Below are 19,010 nucleotides of genomic sequence, written 5' to 3'. Positions count from 1 at the left end.
GCAGCTCTGCCGATCCCGCCGCGGGCACGCGCGACTGGCCCCAGCGGCCGACTCGATAGACTGGCGCGCATGACCTCCGCCCCCGAGCCGACCCCCGATCAGCGCGCCTACACCGTCCGTCGCGCCCCGCGGCTGACCGCGGTGCTCGCGGTGGCGCTCGCGCTCGGCCTGCTGATCGCACTCGTGATCACCACCGCGGTCCACGCCTCCCCCACCCCGCCCGCGGACCCGTACTCCGGCATCCCGCTCTCCTTCTCGGAGACGTTCGGCTTCGCATCGCTGCTGAGCATGCTCGGCACGAGCGTGCTCGGGCTGCTCGTGTGGCTGCTGCTGGACCGCCGCTCCCGGTCGACCGCGCGCACCGTGGTCCTCGAGCGCACCGACGACCCGGCCGTGGCGGACGTCCGCCTGGACCGTGTGGACGCGGGTGCCCCGCCCGCCCGCACCACCCCCACCGAAAGGACCCCCGAGCAGTGATCGCACCGCGCACCCGACGAGGCGACGGCCGCCTGACCGCCGCCCTCGACCCCCAGGACCAGGGGCCGCAGGACGAATGCGGCGTGTTCGGCGTGTGGGCGCCGGGCGAGGAGGTCGCGAAACTGGCCTACTACGGCCTGTACGCCCTCCAGCACCGCGGCCAGGAGTCCGCGGGCATCGCCGTCTCGGACGGCGGGCGCATCGCCGTCTACAAGGACATCGGCCTGGTCTCCCAGGTGTTCGACGAGGCCACCCTGACCGCACTGAGCGGCCACATCGCCGTCGGCCACTGCCGCTACTCCACCACCGGCGTGAACAAGTGGGCCAACGCCCAGCCCACCCTGGGCGCCACCGCCGACGACGGCACGGTCGCCCTGGCGCACAACGGCAACCTCGTGAACTCCGCCGAGCTGCTGCGCATGGTGCACGCCGCGGACGGACGCCACACCCACGGTGAGATGAAGCAGGGCAACACCACGGACACCGCCCTGGTCACGGCCCTGCTGCACGGCACCCCCGGGGACCGCCTCGAGGAGACCGCCCTCGAGCTGCTGCCGAAGATCCGCGGCGCCTACTGCTTCGTGTTCATGGACGAGCACACCCTCTACGCCGCCCGCGACCCGCAGGGCGTGCGCCCGCTCGTGCTCGGCCGCCTCGAGCGGGGCTGGGTGGTGGCCTCCGAGCAGTCGGCCCTCGCCACCGTCGGCGCCTCCTTCATTCGGGAGGTCGAGCCCGGCGAGATGATCGCGATCGACGAGGAGGGCATCCGCTCCACCCGCTTCGCCGAGTCCAAGCCGGCCGGCTGCGTGTTCGAGTACGTCTACCTCGCCCGGCCGGACGCCACGATCGCCGGGCGCTCCGTGTACGAGTCCCGCGTGGAGATGGGCCGCCGCCTCGCGCTCGAGCAGCCGGTCGAGGCCGACGTCGTGATCCCCGTGCCCGAGTCCGGCACGCCCGCCGCCGTGGGCTACGCGGACGCCTCGGGCCTGCCGTTCCGCCAGGGGTTCGTGAAGAACGCGTACGTGGGCCGCACCTTCATCCAGCCGTCCCAGACGCTGCGCCAGCTCGGCATCCGCCTCAAGCTCAACGTCGAGTCCACCGTGGTGGCCGGCAAGCGCGTCGTGGTGGTGGACGACTCGATCGTGCGGGGCAACACCCAGCGCGCCGTCGTGCGGATGCTCAAGGAGGCCGGCGCCGCCGAGGTGCACGTGAAGATCTCCTCCCCGCCCGTGAAGTGGCCCTGCTTCTACGGCATCGACTTCGCCACCCGCGCCGAGCTCATCGCCAACGGCGCCGCGGTGGACCAGATCGCCGCGTCCATCGGCGCCGACTCGCTGGCCTACATCAGCGAGGACGGCATGATCGAGGCCACCGGGCAGCCGCGCGAGCGCCTGTGCACCGCCTGCTTCACCGGCGACTACCCGATCCCGCTGGCCGACGAGGGCGAGCGCGGCAAGGGCCTGCTGGAGCCGGTCGCCGTGTCGCCCGCGTCCACCGTGGTGCTGGACGAGGGCGGCGAGACCACCACCGTGACCGCCACGGGCTGCGAGCCCGGCCCGGACGCCGACGACGAGAAGCTGCTCACCGAGACGGACAGGACCCCGCTGTGACCCCGAACCAGACCCCCTCCTCCGCCGCCCCGATCACCTACGCCTCGGCCGGCGTCGACGTGGAGGCCGGCGACCGCGCCGTCGAGCTGATGAAGGACGCCGTGAAGGCCACCCACACCCCCGAGGTCATGGGCGGCATCGGCGGCTTCGCCGGCATGTGGGACGCCTCCGCGCTGCTGCAGTACCGCAAGCCGCTGCTGACCACGTCCACGGACGGCGTCGGCACCAAGGTGGCGATCGCGCAGGCGATGGACAAGCACGACACCATCGGCCAGGACCTCGTGGGCATGGTCGTGGACGACATCGTGGTGGTCGGCGCCCAGCCCCTGTTCATGACCGACTACATCGCGTGCGGCAAGGTCGTGCCCGAGCGCATCGCGGACATCGTGCGCGGCGTGGCCGAGGGCTGCCGCCTGGCCGACACCGCGCTCGTGGGCGGCGAGACCGCCGAGCACCCGGGCCTGCTGGCCGTGGACGAGTACGACGTGGCGGGCGCGGCCACCGGCGTGGTCGAGGCGGACATGGTCCTGGGCGCGGAGCGGGTGCAGTCCGGCGACGTCGTGATCGGCATGGCCTCCTCCGGCATCCACTCGAACGGCTACTCGCTCGTGCGCCGCGTGGTGAACGCCGCGGGTTGGTCCCTCGACCGCGAGGTCACCGAGCTCGGCTGCACCCTCGGCGAGGAGCTGCTCGTGCCGACCCGCATCTACTCCCGCGCCTGCCTCGACCTGGTGCAGCGCCTCAACGGCCACGAGGGCGGCTCGGACCTGCCGGTGCGCGCGTTCAGCCACGTGACCGGCGGCGGCCTGGCCGCGAACCTGGCGCGCGTGCTCCCGCAGGGCCTCATGGCGACCGTCGAGCGCGACACCTGGTCCCTGCCGCCCGTGTTCCGCCTGGTGGGCGAGCTCGGCCGCGTTCCGCAGTCCGACCTCGAGCGCACCCTCAACCTCGGCGTGGGCATGGTGGCCGTGGTGGACCCGGAGGTGGCCGCGAAGTCGATCTCCGTGCTCGTGGACGCCGGCATCGACGCGTGGGAGATGGGCACCATCGGCGCCCTCACCGACGACGCGGCGGCCGCAGGCCTGGACTTCGTGCAGGGCGCCAAGGGCGTCGACGGCGGCGCCGTGCTGATGCGCGGCCAGTACGCCGCCTGACCCCCCGGGGGCGTTTTCGTTCGGGAAACGGCGGCCTCCGGGGTGTTTTCGTTCGGGAAACGGCGGCCTCCGGAGCGTTTTCGTTCGGGAAACGGCGGCCTCCGGGGTGTTTTCGTTCGGGAAACGGCGGTTCACGACGCGAACACCCGCCCGCCGAGCCGGGCCCGGTGCGTCTGCACCTCGGCGACGACGCGCCGGAAGTCGTCCCGTGCGTCGTCCACCGTGGCCCAGATCTGCGTCCAGCCCGCGCGCGCCCAGCCCTCGTCTCGCCACGCGTCCACGGCGACCTGTGCCGGGTCGAGGTGGTGACCGCCGTCGTAGTGGACCACCATGCGCCACTGCCGCCACCCCAGATCCGCGTCCGGCGACCGCGCCCGGCCCGGGTGCAGCACCAGCTGGAGCTCCGGCTCGGGCAGGCCGGCGTGGAGCAGGGCCAGTCGCAGGGCTGTCTCCTGTGGGGAGTCCGCGCCCACCCGCACCAGCTGGAGGGCGGCACGGGCGGTGCGCACTCCCTTGAACCGCCCGGCACGCAGGAGCGCGGACCGCAGGGCCGCCGTCGTGGTCCGTGGTGAGCGGCGCCCCTCCGGCGACCACGGCCGGTGGACGAGAGCGTCCCCGGCCGCCACGACGGGCACGAGCATGCCTGGACGGAGCAGTGCGGCCAGATCCGCCCAGGATCGCTCCAGGCTCGTCAGGCGGATCCCGTGGAGGACGGTCACATCCGCGGCCGGGACGAGGCGGGCATGCGAGGTGATCTCTGGGCGGACGCTCGCCCCGCGCGGGTGTGGCCGGGACACGTGCACCGTGCCGTCCTCCGCCAGGAACGGCGGCAGCGGCACGCGGTGCAGGAGCAGCGCCGTGAGGTGGGAGGCCACTCCCCCGCTCGCCTCCACGACCGCGGCCGTCTCCTCCGGCGCGAAGGGAGCGGGCGCCTCGGCGTAGCCGAGCTCCGCCCACGAGCCGAGGTGGTCAGTCCGGAGCCGATGGACCCCATGCGTCACGCGCCGCACGTCACCGCCGCGGACCAGTCGCTCCGAGACCCCGGCCGCGCGCAGGTCGCCACGGGTGAACGGCCGGCCGGTCTCGACGATGTCCGGCAGGGGCAGGGAAGACGTGGCCATGCCCGTGACGATGGCTCAACCCGGCCTATCCCGCCCGCTCAGGAGCACCCACCGTGGACGACGACACCGGCGGCGCCACCTGTGCAGGAGTCGTGCGTGGCCCCGGGCCACCCGGTGTCCACACCCCCGGCGCCCGCCGTTTCCCGCACGAAAACGCCCCGGCGTCCGCCGTTTCCCGCACGAAAACGTGGGTGGGGGTCAGAGGCGGGCGTCGAGCCAGGCCAGCGCGTCGGCGACCGGGGCGCGCCAGCGCCAGCGGGCCTTGGCGTCGGCGCGGGTGGGGCCGAGGTTGATCAGCCCCGTCTCATGCCCGGCCCGCTCGGCCCGCAGCACGAACCGGTAGCCGCTCATCACGGCCAGCGAGGTGCCGACGGCGAGCACCGTGCCGCCGTCGTCGGCCATCGCCTCCGCGGCCGCGCGCCGCGCCGCGGGCACGGACTCGCCGAAGTACACGACGTCCGGCTTGAGCTTCACGGAGCCGCACACCCGGCAGCCGACCATCGTGAACTCCTCCACCCAGTGCTGGTCGAGGGAGACGTCCCCGTCGGGGTTCACGGCGTCCGGGTCGATCGCCACGCGCTCGAGGTAGCCCGGATTGGCGGCCTCGAGCCGCAGGTCCAGGTCACGGCGGGACTCGGTGGCCCCGCAGTTCAGGCAGGCCACGCGCGCCAGGTCCCCGTGGAGCTCGATCAGCCGGTCCTCCGGCATCCCCGCCGCGCGTCCGGCCTCGGCGTGCAGCCCGTCCACGTTCTGGGTCAGGACGCCGGCGATCCGCCCTTCGGCCGCCCAGCGCGCGAGGATGCGGTGCGCCTCGTTCGGCCGGGCCTGGTCCATGCGACGCCAGCCCACGAACGAGCGTGCCCAGTAGCGGTGGCGGGCGGCCGGGTCGTCCCGGAACTCCTGGTACGTCATCGGCCGGTGGCGGTGCAGGGACCCGTTCGGCCCCCGGTAGTCCGGGATGCCGGAGTCGGTGGACACGCCGGCCCCGGTGATCACGAGCGGGCGGGACTCCTCCATCAGACGCAGCAGACCCCGAGACGCCGTCTCGGGGTCCTGCAGCGGTGCTGTCTCATCCACCACCCTGGCGATCGACCGCAGGGCGGCCTGATGCCCGTCCAGGGCCGGATGCCGTGCGGGCGTCATCGCGCCCGCGCGTCGTCGTCCTCGTCCTCCGCGTAGAGGTCCGCGTACGGATCCTCGTACTCGGGCTCCTGGTCCTGCTCCGGGCCGCGCGTGCGTCCGCCCGTGAGCTCTCGCTCCAGTGCCGAGAGGTCTGTTCCGGGAGAGAAGTACTTCATCTCCCGTGCCTGCTTCGTGGCCTTCGCCTTCTGACGGCCGCGCCCCATGAGCGTGACCCCCTTCGCATCTCTCGCCGCCTCGGATCTGTGGCGCACAGGGGCCCGCCGAGGTCTTCACTGGTCAATATGGTTCGTGCGGACAAGGATACATGACCCGCCGGACGGCCTGTGGACGACGACGACCGGCCCGGTCCGGCGGGGCGTGCAGTGGCGCCGGGTGCGGCGCGGGCGGCCGCGACACGCGCGGCATCCGGCTGGACGGGCGTGACACGCACCCTGTACGGACGCTGGACGAGCGGCTAGGTTGCGTACGTCACATCCGCCCCGACGATGAGGATGCCCATGCGCCGCACCCCCACCCTGCTGGCCGCCGCCACCCTGGCCGCCACGCTCGCCGCCGCCCCCGTCTCGATCGCCGCCCCGTCCTCCCCGGCCGCCCCGGCGAAGGCCACCGCAGCCACCGCGCAGACCGCCGACCGGGGCCTGGGCCCCGGCCAGAACCGTGCCGGCGGCAACCCGAACTCACCGGAGAAGCTGGTCCGATCCATCTCCTCGGACCACCTCCGCCAGGACATCGAGGCGTTCGCGGCCATCGCGGACGAGCACGGCAACCGCGCCGCGGGCACGCCGGGCTTCCAGGCCTCGCTCGACTACGCCGTGGGCGAGCTCGAGGAGGCCGGCTACGACGTCGAGCTCCAGGAGTTCGAGATCACCTACACCGAGACCCTGCGGGACCGGCTTCAGCAAACCGGACCCGTCCAGCGCGACCTCGAGCACACCGTCTTCACGTCCTCGCCGTCAGCGCAGGTCGCCGACGCCCCGCTCGCCGCCCCCGCCGGCGCCGCCACCGGCTGCGCCGACGCGGACTGGGCCGACGCGGACCTGACCGGCAGCGTCGCCCTGGTCTCCCGGGGCGACTGCACCTTCGCCCAGAAGTCCCAGGTCGCGGCCGCCTCCGGTGCCGAGGCCGTCATCATCTACAACAACGCCGAGGGCGCGCTGAACGGCACCCTGGGCGCCGCGCCGGGCGACGTCGTCGGGACCGTGGGCGTGACCCGCGAGCTGGGCGCCGATCTGCTGGCCCAGACCCGCGCCGGCGGCGCCACCGTCACCCTGGACCTCGAGCAGCTTGTGGAGCAGCGGCCCACCTGGAACGTGCTGGCGGAGACGCGCACGGGCAGCGACGACGACGTCGTGATGCTCGGCGCCCACCTGGACGGCGTGCCGGAGGGCCCGGGCATCCACGACAACGCCTCGGGCGTCGCGGCGACCCTCGAGGTCGCGCGCCAGGCCGCCAAGGCCAACAAGGCCGAGAGCAAGGTCCGCTTCGCCCTGTGGGGCGCCGAGGAGATCGGCCTGCTGGGCTCGCACCACTACGTGGACACCCTGACCGCGGCGGAGCGCGAGGACATCATCCTCTACACCAACCTGGACATGGTGGCCCCGCTGGACCACCAGAACACGCTCGGCGTGCTCACGGCCGACTGGTCTATCGGTGCTGAGTCCCTGCTCGGCGCACAGCTCGACCGCGACGGCCACGCGCACCAGCCCGAGGGCAGCAACGGCCGCTCGGACTACGCGCCGTTCGTGGACGCGGGCATCGCCTCGACGGGCCTGCTCTCGATCCGCGACGACAACTACCACACGCCCCAGGACGACATCGACAACGTCTCCATCACCACGCTGACCCACACGGCCCGCGCGGTGGCGAACCTGATCGGCACCCTCCAGCAGGACGCCGACGCCCTCGGCACCCGCTGACCCGAGGCGTCCGCCCGTCTCGCAGATGCCGTCGGGGGCGGTTTCGGGTGGTATCCAGGCCGGATACCACCCGAAACCGCCCCCGACGCGCCAGAGGGAGGAGGAACACGAGCCGTCGGTCCCGGCGTCAGCCCTTCCGGGTCACGGTGAGGCCGTTCTCGCCCTCGACGCGGTCCACGACCACGGTGTCCCCGTCCGCGATCTCCCCGGCGAGGATGCCGCGGGCCAGGCGGTCGCCGATCTCGCGCTGCACCAGGCGGCGCAGGGGCCGGGCGCCGTAGGCCGGGTCGAACCCGGTCTCGGCGAGCCACGCCTTGGCGGCGTCGGACACCTCGAGGGTGAGGCGGCGGTCCGTCAGGCGCGCCTGCAGGGAGGCGACCTGCAGGTCCACGATCCGCGTCAGCTCGGCCACGGTGAGCGCGTCGAACTGCACGATCTCGTCCAGGCGGTTGAGGAACTCGGGCTTGAACGCCGCGCGCACCACGGACATCACGGACTCGCGCTTGGCGGCCTCGTCCAGGGTCGGGTCCACGAGGAACTGCGAGCCCAGGTTCGAGGTGAGGATCAGGATCACGTTGCGGAAGTCCACGGTGCGGCCCTGGCCGTCGGTGAGGCGGCCGTCGTCGAGCACCTGGAGCAGGATGTCGAAGACCTCGGGGTGGGCCTTCTCCACCTCGTCCAGCAGCACCACCGAGTATGGGCGACGCCGCACGGCCTCCGTGAGCTGGCCGCCCTCGTCGTAGCCGACGTAGCCCGGAGGGGCGCCGACCAGGCGGGAGACGGAGTGCTTCTCCGCGTACTCGGACATGTCGATCCGCACCATGGCGCGCTCGTCGTCGAAGAGGAACTCCGCGAGCGCCTTGGCGAGCTCGGTCTTGCCCACGCCCGTGGGGCCCAGGAACAGGAACGAGCCCGTGGGCCGGTTCGGGTCCGCAATGCCGGCCCGCGAACGGCGCACCGCGTCCGCGACGGCGACGACGGCGTCCCGCTGCCCGATCAGCCGCTCGCCGAGGTGCTCCTCCATGGTGAGCAGCTTCTCGGACTCGGCGGTGAGCATGCGCCCGGCGGGGATGCCGGTCCAGGCGGAGACCACCTCGGCGATGTCGTCCGCCGTGACCTCCTCGGAGACCATCGGCTCGGTGGCCGAGCGGTCGGCCTCGCGGGCGGTGCGGTCCGCCTCCTCGAGCTGCTTCTCCAGCGCGGGGATCTCGCCGTACAGCAGGCGGGAGGCCTCGGCGAGGTCGCCGTCGCGCTGGGCCTTCTCGGCGAGCGAGCGCAGCTCGTCCACCTTGGCGCGCAGGTCGCCGGCCTGGTTGAGGGTGGCCTTCTCCGCGTCCCAGCGGGCGGTGAGGGCGGTGAGCTCCTCCTCGCGGTCCGCCTTCTCGGCACGCAGGGCCTCGAGCCGCTCGATGGACGCGGGGTCCGTCTCGCCCTCGAGGGCGAGCTCCTCCATGGTCAGGCGGTCCACCTGGCGGCGCAGGACGTCGATCTCCTCCGGGGCGGAGTCGATCTCCATGCGCAGGCGCGAGGCGGCCTCGTCCACGAGGTCGATGGCCTTGTCCGGCAGCTGGCGGCCGGTGATGTACCGGTCGGACAGCGTGGCCGCGGCCACGAGCGCGGAGTCGGCGATGGCCACCTTGTGGTGGGCCTCGTAGCGCTCCTTGAGCCCGCGCAGGATGGCGATCGTGTCGTCCACGCTGGGCTCGCCCACGAAGACCTGCTGGAAGCGGCGCTCCAGGGCGGGGTCCTTCTCGATGTTCTCGCGGTACTCGTCCAAGGTGGTCGCGCCGATCAGGCGCAGCTCGCCGCGGGCCAGCATGGGCTTGAGCATGTTGCCGGCGTCCATGGCGCCCTCGGACGCGCCCGCGCCCACGACGGTGTGGATCTCGTCGATGAACGTGACGACCTGCCCCTCGGCGGCCTTGATCTCCTCGAGGACGGCCTTCAGGCGCTCCTCGAACTCGCCGCGGTACTTGGCGCCGGCGACCATGGCGCCCAGGTCCAGGCTGATCAGCGTCTTGCCGCGCAGGGACTCGGGGACGTCCCCGGCCACCATCCGCTGGGCCAGGCCCTCGACGACGGCGGTCTTGCCGACGCCGGGCTCGCCGATGAGCACGGGGTTGTTCTTGGTGCGGCGCGAGAGCACCTGCACCACACGGCGGATCTCGGCGTCGCGGCCGATCACCGGGTCGAGCTTGCCGGAGCGGGCGATCTCGGTGAGGTCCGTGCCGTACTTCTCCAGGGACTGGAAGGTGGTCTCCGGGTCCTGGGTGGTGACGCGGGAGTCGCCGCGCACCAGGGTCAGGGCGGCGGCGAGCGCCTCGAGGCTCGCCCCGTTCGAGCGCAGTGCCTCACCGGCCTCGCCGGAGTCCGCTGCCACGCCGAGCAGCAGGTGCTCGGTGGAGACGAACTCGTCCGAGCGCTGCTCGGCCTGGGTGCGCGCGTTCTGCACGACCTGCAGGGCGGCGCGCGAGAACTGGGGCTGGGCCACCGTGCTGCCCTGGGTGGAGGGCAGGCGTCGGATGGCCGAGGAGGCCGCCGTGGAGACGGCGTCGGGGTCGGCCCCGGCGGCCTTCAGGACGGCCACGGCGACGGACTCCCGCTGGTCCATCAGGGCCTTCAGCAGGTGGGCCGGCTCGACCTGGGGGTTGCCGGCGGTGGAGGCGTTCATGGCCGCAGCCGAGAGCGCCTCCTGGCTCTTGGTGGTGAACTTGGCATCCATGGACTACTGGCTCCTTCTCTCCCGTGTCCCGGGGTGTCGGACAACCGTCGACCGCGGGCCGTTCCCGCCGCAGACGAAGTTGAGTCTATATAGCTCAACCCTCCACGCACCAGGGCTATTCCCCGGCGCGCCGGTACGTTGGTGCCATGGCCGGCTCCACAGCGGCGCCCCGGCGCCTTCGCACGTACACCCGACCGCGGGTGTCCCTGCTGTACGTCCTGCGCCGCACCCTGCACCGGCTCTTCGAGCTGCAGGTCTGGGATGTGGCCGCCGCCATGACCTTCTTCGGGGCGCTGTCCCTGCTGCCCACCGTCATCGCCCTGCTCTCCGTGGTCTCGCTGCTGGGCGTCGAGGAGGAGACCGTGGACGCCGCGGCCCACCTGGCCGCCGAGATCTGGCCGTCGCTGACGCCCGACGTCGTCCGCGAATGGATCCTGACCCTCGGCTCGGCCGGGCCCGGCACCGGCGCCGTCGTCCTCGGGGCCGTCGGCACCGTGGTGTCCGCCTCGGGCGCCGTCGGTGCGTTCCACCGGGCGATGCACCGCATCCACGACACCCGCGAGGGCCGGCCCTTCCTCCACTTCCGCCTCGTGGTCTTCATCGAGACGCTCGCCCTCATGCTCGGCGCCGTGCTGATCACGATCCTGGTGGTCGTCGGCGGCGACCTCTCCCTGCGCCTCGGCCAGGCCGTCGGCCTGCCGGAGGAGACGGTCCAGACGTGGAACGTGGTGAAGTGGCCGGTCATCCTCGTGGTGATCGCCCTGATCGTGACCCTCGCCTACCGCCTGGGGCCCAACGTCCGGCAGCCCCGCTACCGCCCGCTCTCGCTCGGCGCCGTGGCCGTGGTGGTCCTGCTCTTCGGCGCCACCGTGGCCCTGGGCTGGATCACGGACCGGTTCGGCCAGTTCGCCGTGGTCGGGCGGATCAACTCCGCGATCGGCGTGCTCGCCCTCGCGTGGGTGGCGTGCATCGTGCTGTTGGCCGGGGCCGCCTTCGACGCGGAGGTGCTGCGTGCCCGCCAGCTGGCCGTCGGCATCGACGCCTCCGTCGAGATCCAGCTGGCGACGCGGCATACCGCAGTGCTCGAGGCCTCCGAACGGCACGAGGCCCGCAACCGCCGCCTGGCCCGGCTCGTGGCCGACGCCGTGCGCGCCGGCGAGGACCTCACGATCGACGCCACACCCCTGCTCTCCGAGGAGGGGCGCCTCCTCGCGGTCGAGTCGGGGCGGCGGGACCCGGAGGACGTCAGCTCGGGCAGCCCGTTCCACGCGGACCCGGTGTCCGACGACGGCGCCCGCCTCGAGCCGACGCCTCGGCCCGACGATTGACGGGTCAGCGCTCCCGGGTCTCGAACGCCTCGACCTGGGCACGCAGCGTCTCGGCCGCGATCTCCTCGTCGAGGCCCACCATGCCGAGGTACACGAGCTCGTCCCCGTCCGTGACGCCGCCGACGGTCATCGTGAACAGGGCCGTGTCCATGCCCGAGTTCCCCAGAGCGATGTGGGCCGCGTCCGGCACGCCGGGCACCTTTGTGAAGGCCGCCTCGACGCCGTCCGGGTCGCCGAACGTGCCGCACGTGTCGGCCAGCTCGCCGAAGGGCGCCAGCAGATCAGTGCCGTCCTCGGTGACCGCGACCATGCCGAACGCCCCGGCCTGGGAGCCGGCCAGGCCGGTGACGGCGGCCGGGTCCACCTCGTACTGGGCCAGCGCGCCGCCGAGCCCGGGCGCCTGCTGCGTGTTGATCTGCTCGATGAGGTCCGCGCAGGCGCCCGTGGGGGTGACGCCCGTCAGGCTCAGGCTGGTGCTGATCGGCTCCCCGCCGCCGCCGGCCTGGGTCTCCATGTCCGTGAACACACCGTCGGGCGCGGTCTCTGGGGTGAGCAAGACGTCCTCGAGCGCCTCCACGCGCTTCTCCTGCTCGGCCGTGAGGTCCGAGCCGGCCCCCCGCCGGGGCGGACTCGGACGCGTCGGCCGACGCGGAGGACGAGGCCTCGCCGCCGCCCCCGGCACAGCCGACGAGCGCGAGGGCGCCCACCGCGAGCAGGGACAGGGTGGCGGCGGGGCGGGCGGGGGCGGGGGTGCGGAGGATGAGAGACCTCTCAGACCGGGTGACGACGATGTGCCCAGCCTGACAATCCCCACAGCGCGAGGCCAGCCTTCGTCTGCGGAGGCGGGTCGCGGCAGGGCCACCGGTCGATCGGCTCGCTCCGCGGCGACGAGTCGTCTCCCGGCGCCCGCGACGGCCCCCGACGCACTACGATGACCTCCAATCACGGCGGAACACGTCACTCTGCCGGCTCCCTCCGACCCGCACGCCCGTCCTCCCGACGGCGGCACAGAAGGCACTCCATGACCCGCATCCACTCCCGCCTCCTCGGCGCCGTGGGGCTCACCGCGTCGGCGGCGCTGCTCACCGGCTGCGCCGTCCTCGGCGGCGACGCCGGATCCGCCGGCATCGTGTCCGACGACGACCTGAGCACCTCGTACGGCCTCGTCCAGCCCGGCGTCCTGACGGTCTGTTCCGACGTCCCCTACCCGCCCTTCGAGTTCGAGGAGAACGGTGAGCTGACCGGCTACGACATCCAGCTGGTCGAGGCGGTGGCGGAGAAGCTGGGCCTCGGGGTGAACGTGATCGACTCCTCCTTCGAGGCCATCGAGTCGGGTGCCTCGCTCACCGGCTGCGACGTGAACGCCTCGTCGATCTCCATCACCGAGGCCCGTCAGCGCGTCATGGCCTTCACCCTCCCCTACCTCGACGACGACCTCGTCCTGGTCGCGAAGAAGGGCTCCGGCATCACCGACGTCGACTCCGCGAAGGGCCGCCGGATCGGCGTGCAGGCCGCGACCACCGGCGACGAATACGCCCAGCAGAACGGCCTGAGCCCCGTGCAGTTCGAGGACGGCGGCATGCAGGTCCAGGCCCTGCAGGCCGGAACCGTGGACGCCGCCCTGGGCAACCAGTCCGTGTTGCTCTACTCCCTCAAGGACGACGATCGCTTCGAGGTGGTCGAGTCGCTGCCCACGGGCGAGCAGCTCGGCATGGCGGTCGGCCCGCAGAAGGCGCAGCTCGGCTCCGCCGTGAACCGCGCGCTGCAGGAGCTGCGCAACGACGGCACCGTGGCCGAGCTCCAGGAGCGCTGGTTCGGTCAGGCACAGGAGGACTACCGATGAGCACGCAGGCCCCCGTCTCGCCGGCACCGGCCATGAAGCCCGGCCGCGCGCGCCGCCGTCGTCGGCTGTCCCTGATCATCCAGGCGGCCGTCTTCGTCCTCGCCCTCGTCGTCCTGGCCGTCCTCATCGACTGGGGCGCGCTCGCCGAGAACGTCCTGAACTTCCCCGCCGTGGCCCCGATGTTCCCCAACGTGATCCTCGTGGGGCTGGGCAACACGCTGTTCTACACGGTCACCTCGTTCGTCGTCGGCCTGCTGGGCGGCATCGTGCTCGCGCTCATGCGCCTGAGCTCGTTCGGCCCGTACCGGTGGCTGGCCACCGCCTACGTGGAGTTCTTCCGCGGCGTCCCCGCGCTGCTGGTGTTCCTCGCCTTCGGCTACGGGGTGCCCTTCGCGTTCGGGGTGTCCTGGCCGATCCCCGTCGTCGTGATGGTGGCCCTGGGCATGGTCTCGGCCGCGTACATCGCCGAGACCCTGCGTGCCGGCCTGCAGGCGGTGCCCCGCGGCCAGATGGAGGCGGCCCGGTCCCTCGGCATGCCGACGTGGCGGGCCATGGTCACCATCGTGATCCCCCAGGCGTTCCGCATCGTGCTGCCGCCGCTCACCAATGAGGTCATCCTCCTGACCAAGGACTCCTCGCTGGTCTACGTGCTCGGCCTGGCCGCGCACGAGTACGAGCTCACCAAGTTCGGTCGCGACGGCATCTCCGCCCTCGACGCCGGCATGACGCCGATCCTTGTGGCCGGCCTGTTCTACCTCGTGATCACCGTGCCGCTGTCCCTGTTGGCCCGCCGGTTCGAGGCCCGTTCGACCAAGAAGGGGCACTGAGATGGCCCAGCAGAACCCCATCACCGGATCCTTCGGCGCGGTGGCCGCCGCGGACGCCGCCGGCGTGCACGTGGCCGGCCTCAACAAGTCCTTCGGCGCCAACCACGTGCTGCGCGGCATCGACCTCGACGTCGCCCCCGGCGAGGTCGTGTGCCTGATCGGCCCGTCCGGCTCGGGCAAGTCCACCCTCCTGCGCTGCGTGAACCTGCTGGAGAAGCCCGACTCGGGCGTCGTCACGGTCGGTGAGTTCACGGTCACGGACGAGGACGTGGACCTGGACGTGCTGCGCCGGCACGTGGGCATGGTGTTCCAGCAGTTCAACCTGTTCCCGCACCTGTCCGTGCTGGAGAACTGCACCGTGGCCCAGCTCAAGGTGCTCAAGCGGGGCAAGGCCGAGGCGGTGGACATCGCCCGTCGGCAGCTGGCCCGCGTGGGCCTGGCCGAGCTCGAGGACCGCTACCCGGACCAGCTCTCCGGCGGCCAGCAGCAGCGCGTGGCGATCGCCCGGGCGCTGGCCATGGACCCGCAGCTGATGCTCTTCGACGAGCCCACCTCGGCCCTCGACCCCGAGACCGTCGGCGACGTCCTGGCGATCATGCGTCAGCTGGCCCGCGACGGCATGACCATGCTCGTGGTCACCCACGAGATGGGCTTCGCCCGTGAGGTGGCCGACCGGGTCGTGTTCATGGACGGCGGCGTCGTGGTGGAGGCCGGCCCGGCCGCCGCGGTGATCTCCGACCCCCAGCAGCCGCGCACCCAGGACTTCCTGCGCCGCGTGCTGCACCCCACCGAGATCGATCTCTGAGCCTGCCCGCCCGCCGTGCCCCGGTGGGTGGGCACATGCGTGAGGGGCCCCGCCCGGACCATGGTCCGGGCGGGGCCCCTCAGGCATGCGGCGGAGGCGTCAGGCCTTCTTGCGCAGCTTCTTCAGCTCGTCACGGGCCTCGCGCAGCGCGGCGACCTGCTCCTCACGGGCGGCGTGGATCGCGGCGACCTTCTCGTCCTGGGCGTCGCGGATGGCCTGCACCTTGGCGTCGCGGGCGCCCTCGATGCGGGCGGCGCGCTTCTTGGCGGCCTTGCGGCGCTTGCCGGGGCGGTTGGCCACGGAGTCGGCGGCGATGGCCAGGCCGGAGCCGACCAGGAAGATGTCCTTGGCGACGGCGGTGCCCTCCTGGGACGGGCGCACGCCGTCCGCCTCGGTCATCTCCGGGGTGTTCAGGTACATGGAGAACAGGCCGCCGGAGAACGCGGTCAGGGCGGAGCCGGCGAGCCAGCCCGGGACGAACGGGGCCAGCAGGGCCGAGCCCACGCCGATCTCGGTGGTCACGAGGAACTTCTTGAACTGCTCCGGTGACAGGTTGGCCAGCGCGGGCAGGCCGCGGGCGCTCATGTCGCGCAGGCCCTGGGCCTGCTCCGCGGAGATGCCGCGCTTGTTCAGGCCGGAGTTCAGGATGAACGCGCCGGAGGCCAGGCGCAGCGGAATCTGGACGATGCTCATGGAGTCTTCCTTCCAGTAGGGCCCGCGGCACGCACGTGGAGTGGGGTGTGGCGCGAACGGTCGGTGAGCGGTCTGCACCTCCGACAGTACCAACGGCAGCCCGCTCCCGCCCGCCCGGAGGCGCGGCTGTGCGCGCAGAGCGGACGACGTCGGCGCCTCCACCACGTCGCGGAGGCGGTCGATGATGGACAATGGGGCGCATGCTCCCCCTCGTCGCACCCCTGACCGTGGCCGCCGCCGCGCCCACCGACTACGGCTGGCTCGGCAACATCGTCGTGGACATCATGGAGGCGGTCGGCCCGATCGGCGTCGGCCTGGCCGTCTTCGCGGAGAACATCTTCCCGCCCATCCCGTCCGAGGTGATCCTGCCCCTGGCAGGCTTCACCGCGGCCGGCGGCGCCTTCAGCCCGCATGCCGCGCTGGTCTGGGCGACGGTCGGCTCGATCGTCGGAGCGCTGGCCCTCTACGGCCTCGGCGCGTGGCTCGGCCGCCACCGCATGTACCGCCTCGCGGACCGCATGCCGCTGGTGGACATGGAGGACGTGGCCAAGACCGAGCGCTGGTTCATCCGATACGGCTACTGGACCGTGTTCCTGGGCCGCATGGTCCCCGTGTTCCGCTCCCTGATCTCCATCCCCGCGGGCATCGAGCGGATGAACCTCGCGAAGTTCACCCTGTTCACGGCGCTGGGCTCCCTGATCTGGAACGCGATCTTCGTCTACGGCGGCTACGCGCTCGGGGAGCGGTTCCACGTCGTCTCCGAGTACGCGGACGTCTTCTCCAACATCGTCCTGGTCCTGATCCTGGCCTTCCTCGCGATCTGGGTGGTCCTGCGCCTGCGCCGTGACGCCCGCCGCCGGAACGACCCGGACTGGCGCCCGCCGACCGCGGACGAGATGGCCGCCCGCGTCGAGGCCATCCTGGAGTCCTCCGACCACCGGAAGTGAATCGCATGCACCCCGTCCTGCCCTCCCCCCGCCGTGGCCGCGCGGCCCTCGGCCTGGCCGCCGTCGCCCTGGTGACGCTGAGCGCCTGTGCCCGCACCGAGCCGCAGCCTGAGCCTGCGCCCGCCACGACGGCGGCCTCCGCCCTGCCGTCCATGGACATGGCCCCGTTCACGGTCGAGGTCCCCTCGCACGACCTCGAGCGGGTGCCGGAGGCGAGCGTCGCCGTGCTCGAGGGCGAGGACCCGGACCACCACGGGGCGTGGCTGCAGGTGTCCGGGGCGCCGGCCTGGACGGACGCCATGGCCGGGGCCGTGCGCGACCAGATCGACCAGTACCGCCGGGACACCGACCCGAGCGCGGACCCCCGCCTGGAGATCCAGCCGCAGCTCGCCGTCGTGGCGGAGGACATCGCCGCGGCCCGCCTGCTCGCCACGGAGCGGCGCGGCACGGACTCCGTGTCCACCTCGCACGTGATCTGGTACTCGGCCCGCGAGGACCGCGTGCTCGAGACCGCCGATCTCTTCACCCCCGACGGCTGGGACGCGTTCCGCACCGAGGTGCGCCAGCGCATGGCCAACGACCCGGACGTGATCGGCTCGCGCCTGGACTCGGCGGTCGACGCCCCGGAGCAGGTGGAGAACCGCCGGGTGTGGGACGCGGTGGTCTTCCTCCCGGACGGCAGCCTGATGCTCGAGGCGGACCAGGCGTCCATGGCGCCGGCCGCCGCGGGCGTGCTGACGGTGCGGATCCCCCGGGACACGGCGACCGCCTGGCTGTCCGACCTGGGCCACGTCGCCGCGGACGCCGCCTCCGCCCCCGCCGACCTGCGTCTGCCGGACCGCTCCACCCCGACCCCCGAGGAGCAGCAGCCGGAGCCCGCCCCCGAGCCGGAGCCCGAGACGTCCTCGTGGACGGAGGAGGCCACCGGCACACCCGTGCCGCCCCCGTCCGCGCCCGCCGACACGGCGGCCCCGACGCCCAGCGCGAGCACCCCGGTGCCGAGCAGCACGGCCCCGTCCTCCTCGGCCCCCGCGCCCACCCGCTCGGCCACGCCGTCCTCGCCGACGTCGACCCCCACCTCGTCCTCGCCGTCGGGCACGGGATCCGGCAGTCCGACGCCGAGCACCCCCGACCCGACGCCGACCTCCGCGACGCCGACCCCGACGTCCCCGACCCCGACGTCCCCGAGCCCGTCCGGTCCGTCCACGAGCGCGTCCGGTCCGTCCACGAGCGCGCCGGCCACGGACCCTGCGCCGGACCCGACCGAGTCCGCACCCGAGCCGACCGCCACCACGGCCTCCGCGTCCGCGTCGCCCACGTCGGGGGACCGCTCCAGCAGCACCCCCTGACCCCGGCGCCGGGCGCCGTCGTCGGCCGCGGTCTGCACCGTCGACGCGCGGCCGTGGCAGGATCGGGGCGATGACTGAGCACCTGCCCCGCCCCTGCCCGGACGCACCCGGCCCCGACGCCGTGCCGCCGCCCGCCGAGCGCGTCCACGCGCACGACCACAATCGGGACAAGGACCCCGCCCTCGTCCGACGGGAGCCGGTCTCCTTCGTCCGGCGCGGCGCGCGCCTGAACGCGGGGCGACAGGCGGTGTGGGACCGCCAGGCGGAGCGGGTCCTCGTGGACGTGCCCCGCGGCCGCGGCGCCACCTCGGTGGACGCCCGGGCCCGACTGGACTGGGCGGGGGTGTTCGGGCGCGAGGCTCCCCTGCTGGTGGACATCGGCTCGGGGCTGGGCGAGTCCACGGCGCAGGCCGCCGCCGACCGGCCGGACTGGAACGTGCTCGCCGTCGAGGTCTACGTGCCCGGCCTGGCCGCGCTCATGACGCGCGTGGAGCAGCAGGGCCTGGAGAACGTCAGCGCCGTGGAGGCCAACGCGCCCGAGCTGCTGGACGCCCTGCTCACGCCCGGCTCCGTCTCCGAGGTGTGGGTGTTCTTCCCGGACCCGTGGCACAAGAAGCGGCACCACAAACGCCGTTTGGTCTCCCCCGCCTTCGCCGATCGCGTGGCGCGGGTGCTCGCCCCCGGCGGGGTGCTGCGGCTGGCGACGGACTGGTCGGGCTACGCCGTGCAGATGCGCGAGGTGCTCGAGGCGCACCCGGGGTTCGAGAACCTCTTCCCCGGGCGCGCCGCGGGCGAGGACTCCCCGCTCACGCGGGTGCGCCGCGAGGGCAGGGAGACCGAGGTGGGTGCCCAGCCGCTGCCCGCGGGCTGGGAGAGCGCGGCCGAGGAGGAGCGCCCGCTGCGGGCCGGCCTGGGCGAGGCACGGGCCGGCGCGGCGGCCGCGGACCCCGTGGACCACGACGGCGGCTGGGCGCCCCGGTTCGAGGGCCGACCGATCACGAGCTTCGAGGCGAAGTCCCAGCGGGCCGGGCGCCTCGTGTTCGACCTGGCGTACCGCCGGCGCTGAGCACGGGGC

The 19,010-nt window shown here is 73.2% G+C and carries 17 protein-coding genes; 11 read left to right on the top strand and 6 right to left on the bottom strand.

Annotated features, from left to right (window positions below):
• Positions 1 to 69: 69 nt before the first annotated feature.
• Genes OVA32_RS04020 through purM form a run of 3 tightly spaced genes read left to right on the top strand, consistent with a single transcriptional unit; the run spans position 70 to position 3,241 of the window.
• Positions 70 to 477 carry a hypothetical protein gene (locus OVA32_RS04020; protein WP_044658862.1) on the top strand — a complete coding sequence of 136 codons (408 nt, stop codon included), beginning with the start codon at positions 70 to 72 and terminating at the stop codon, positions 475 to 477.
• A complete protein-coding gene (purF, locus tag OVA32_RS04015) occupies positions 474 to 2,087 on the top strand; it encodes an amidophosphoribosyltransferase (RefSeq protein WP_070709097.1) in 1,614 nt (537 codons plus the stop codon). The genes OVA32_RS04020 and purF overlap by 4 nt, the downstream gene beginning before the upstream one ends.
• Positions 2,084 to 3,241 (top strand): phosphoribosylformylglycinamidine cyclo-ligase, encoded by a 1,158-nt coding sequence (gene purM / locus OVA32_RS04010; RefSeq protein ID WP_069941138.1) that lies wholly within the window; start codon positions 2,084 to 2,086, stop codon positions 3,239 to 3,241. The genes purF and purM overlap by 4 nt, the downstream gene beginning before the upstream one ends.
• A 131-nt stretch (positions 3,242 to 3,372) precedes the next feature.
• On the opposite strand, the gene OVA32_RS04005 is transcribed toward purM, so the two are convergent.
• The 3 genes from OVA32_RS04005 to OVA32_RS03995 form a co-directional block, all read right to left on the bottom strand.
• Positions 3,373 to 4,362 (bottom strand): type IV toxin-antitoxin system AbiEi family antitoxin domain-containing protein, encoded by a 990-nt coding sequence (locus tag OVA32_RS04005; protein WP_060973675.1) that lies wholly within the window; start codon positions 4,360 to 4,362, stop codon positions 3,373 to 3,375.
• Positions 4,363 to 4,560: 198 nt separating this feature from the next.
• On the bottom strand, positions 4,561 to 5,505 hold the full coding sequence (locus OVA32_RS04000) for a Sir2 family NAD-dependent protein deacetylase (protein WP_044658859.1): 945 nt from the start codon (positions 5,503 to 5,505) through the stop codon (positions 4,561 to 4,563).
• The gene (locus OVA32_RS03995) at positions 5,502 to 5,708 is read right to left on the bottom strand and encodes a DUF3073 domain-containing protein (RefSeq protein WP_036314242.1); all 207 of its coding nucleotides are present in this window, start codon (positions 5,706 to 5,708) and stop codon (positions 5,502 to 5,504) included. Before OVA32_RS03995 ends, OVA32_RS04000 begins: the two co-directional genes overlap by 4 nt.
• Positions 5,709 to 6,002: 294 nt before the next feature.
• Between OVA32_RS03995 and OVA32_RS03990 the strand changes: the two genes are divergently transcribed.
• A complete protein-coding gene (locus OVA32_RS03990) occupies positions 6,003 to 7,421 on the top strand; it encodes a M20/M25/M40 family metallo-hydrolase (RefSeq protein WP_267715350.1) in 1,419 nt (472 codons plus the stop codon).
• A 127-nt stretch (positions 7,422 to 7,548) separates the two neighbouring features.
• On the opposite strand, the gene clpB is transcribed toward OVA32_RS03990, so the two are convergent.
• Positions 7,549 to 10,143, bottom strand: coding sequence for an ATP-dependent chaperone ClpB (gene clpB, locus OVA32_RS03985; RefSeq protein WP_163720995.1), 2,595 nt, complete (start codon positions 10,141 to 10,143; stop codon positions 7,549 to 7,551).
• A gap of 146 nt (positions 10,144 to 10,289) precedes the next feature.
• Between clpB and OVA32_RS03980 the strand changes: the two genes are divergently transcribed.
• Positions 10,290 to 11,471 (top strand): YihY/virulence factor BrkB family protein, encoded by a 1,182-nt coding sequence (locus OVA32_RS03980; protein ID WP_163720998.1) that lies wholly within the window; start codon positions 10,290 to 10,292, stop codon positions 11,469 to 11,471.
• A gap of 4 nt (positions 11,472 to 11,475) precedes the next feature.
• Here the strand turns inward: OVA32_RS03980 and OVA32_RS03975 are convergent, their stop codons facing one another.
• The gene (locus tag OVA32_RS03975; RefSeq protein ID WP_163720999.1) at positions 11,476 to 12,048 is read right to left on the bottom strand and encodes a hypothetical protein; all 573 of its coding nucleotides are present in this window, start codon (positions 12,046 to 12,048) and stop codon (positions 11,476 to 11,478) included.
• A 444-nt stretch (positions 12,049 to 12,492) separates the two neighbouring features.
• Between OVA32_RS03975 and OVA32_RS03970 the strand changes: the two genes are divergently transcribed.
• The 3 genes from OVA32_RS03970 to OVA32_RS03960 are packed head-to-tail and all read left to right on the top strand — an operon-like array spanning position 12,493 to position 14,946.
• Positions 12,493 to 13,314: an ABC transporter substrate-binding protein gene (locus OVA32_RS03970; RefSeq protein WP_078026129.1), complete on the top strand. Its 822-nt coding sequence runs from the start codon at positions 12,493 to 12,495 to the stop codon at positions 13,312 to 13,314.
• Positions 13,311 to 14,141 (top strand): amino acid ABC transporter permease, encoded by an 831-nt coding sequence (locus OVA32_RS03965; RefSeq protein ID WP_020626482.1) that lies wholly within the window; start codon positions 13,311 to 13,313, stop codon positions 14,139 to 14,141. Before OVA32_RS03970 ends, OVA32_RS03965 begins: the two co-directional genes overlap by 4 nt.
• Before the next feature lies 1 nt (position 14,142).
• Complete coding sequence (locus OVA32_RS03960) at positions 14,143 to 14,946, top strand: amino acid ABC transporter ATP-binding protein (RefSeq protein WP_049148021.1); 804 nt, start codon at positions 14,143 to 14,145, stop codon at positions 14,944 to 14,946.
• 99 nt (positions 14,947 to 15,045) lie between these two features.
• Here the strand turns inward: OVA32_RS03960 and OVA32_RS03955 are convergent, their stop codons facing one another.
• Positions 15,046 to 15,639, bottom strand: coding sequence for a hypothetical protein (locus tag OVA32_RS03955; protein ID WP_020626481.1), 594 nt, complete (start codon positions 15,637 to 15,639; stop codon positions 15,046 to 15,048).
• Between the two features lie 200 nt (positions 15,640 to 15,839).
• On the opposite strand from OVA32_RS03955, the gene OVA32_RS03950 reads away from it, so the two are divergent.
• The 3 genes from OVA32_RS03950 (at position 15,840) to trmB (ending at position 19,001) form a co-directional block, all read left to right on the top strand.
• Positions 15,840 to 16,586 (top strand): DedA family protein, encoded by a 747-nt coding sequence (locus OVA32_RS03950; RefSeq protein ID WP_036382290.1) that lies wholly within the window; start codon positions 15,840 to 15,842, stop codon positions 16,584 to 16,586.
• A gap of 5 nt (positions 16,587 to 16,591) precedes the next feature.
• Complete coding sequence (locus OVA32_RS03945; protein WP_267715343.1) at positions 16,592 to 17,935, top strand: hypothetical protein; 1,344 nt, start codon at positions 16,592 to 16,594, stop codon at positions 17,933 to 17,935.
• 70 nt (positions 17,936 to 18,005) lie between these two features.
• Entirely contained in the window at positions 18,006 to 19,001 is a 996-nt protein-coding gene (gene trmB, locus OVA32_RS03940; protein ID WP_267715341.1) for a tRNA (guanosine(46)-N7)-methyltransferase TrmB, read from the top strand.
• Positions 19,002 to 19,010: the final 9 nt, after the last annotated feature.

This window comes from Micrococcus sp. SL257 (assembly GCF_026625585.1).
Lineage (GTDB): Bacteria > Actinomycetota > Actinomycetes > Actinomycetales > Micrococcaceae > Micrococcus > Micrococcus luteus.
The sequence above is the reverse complement of the archived record's forward strand: the minus strand, read 5'-3'. Positions and strand labels throughout refer to the sequence as shown.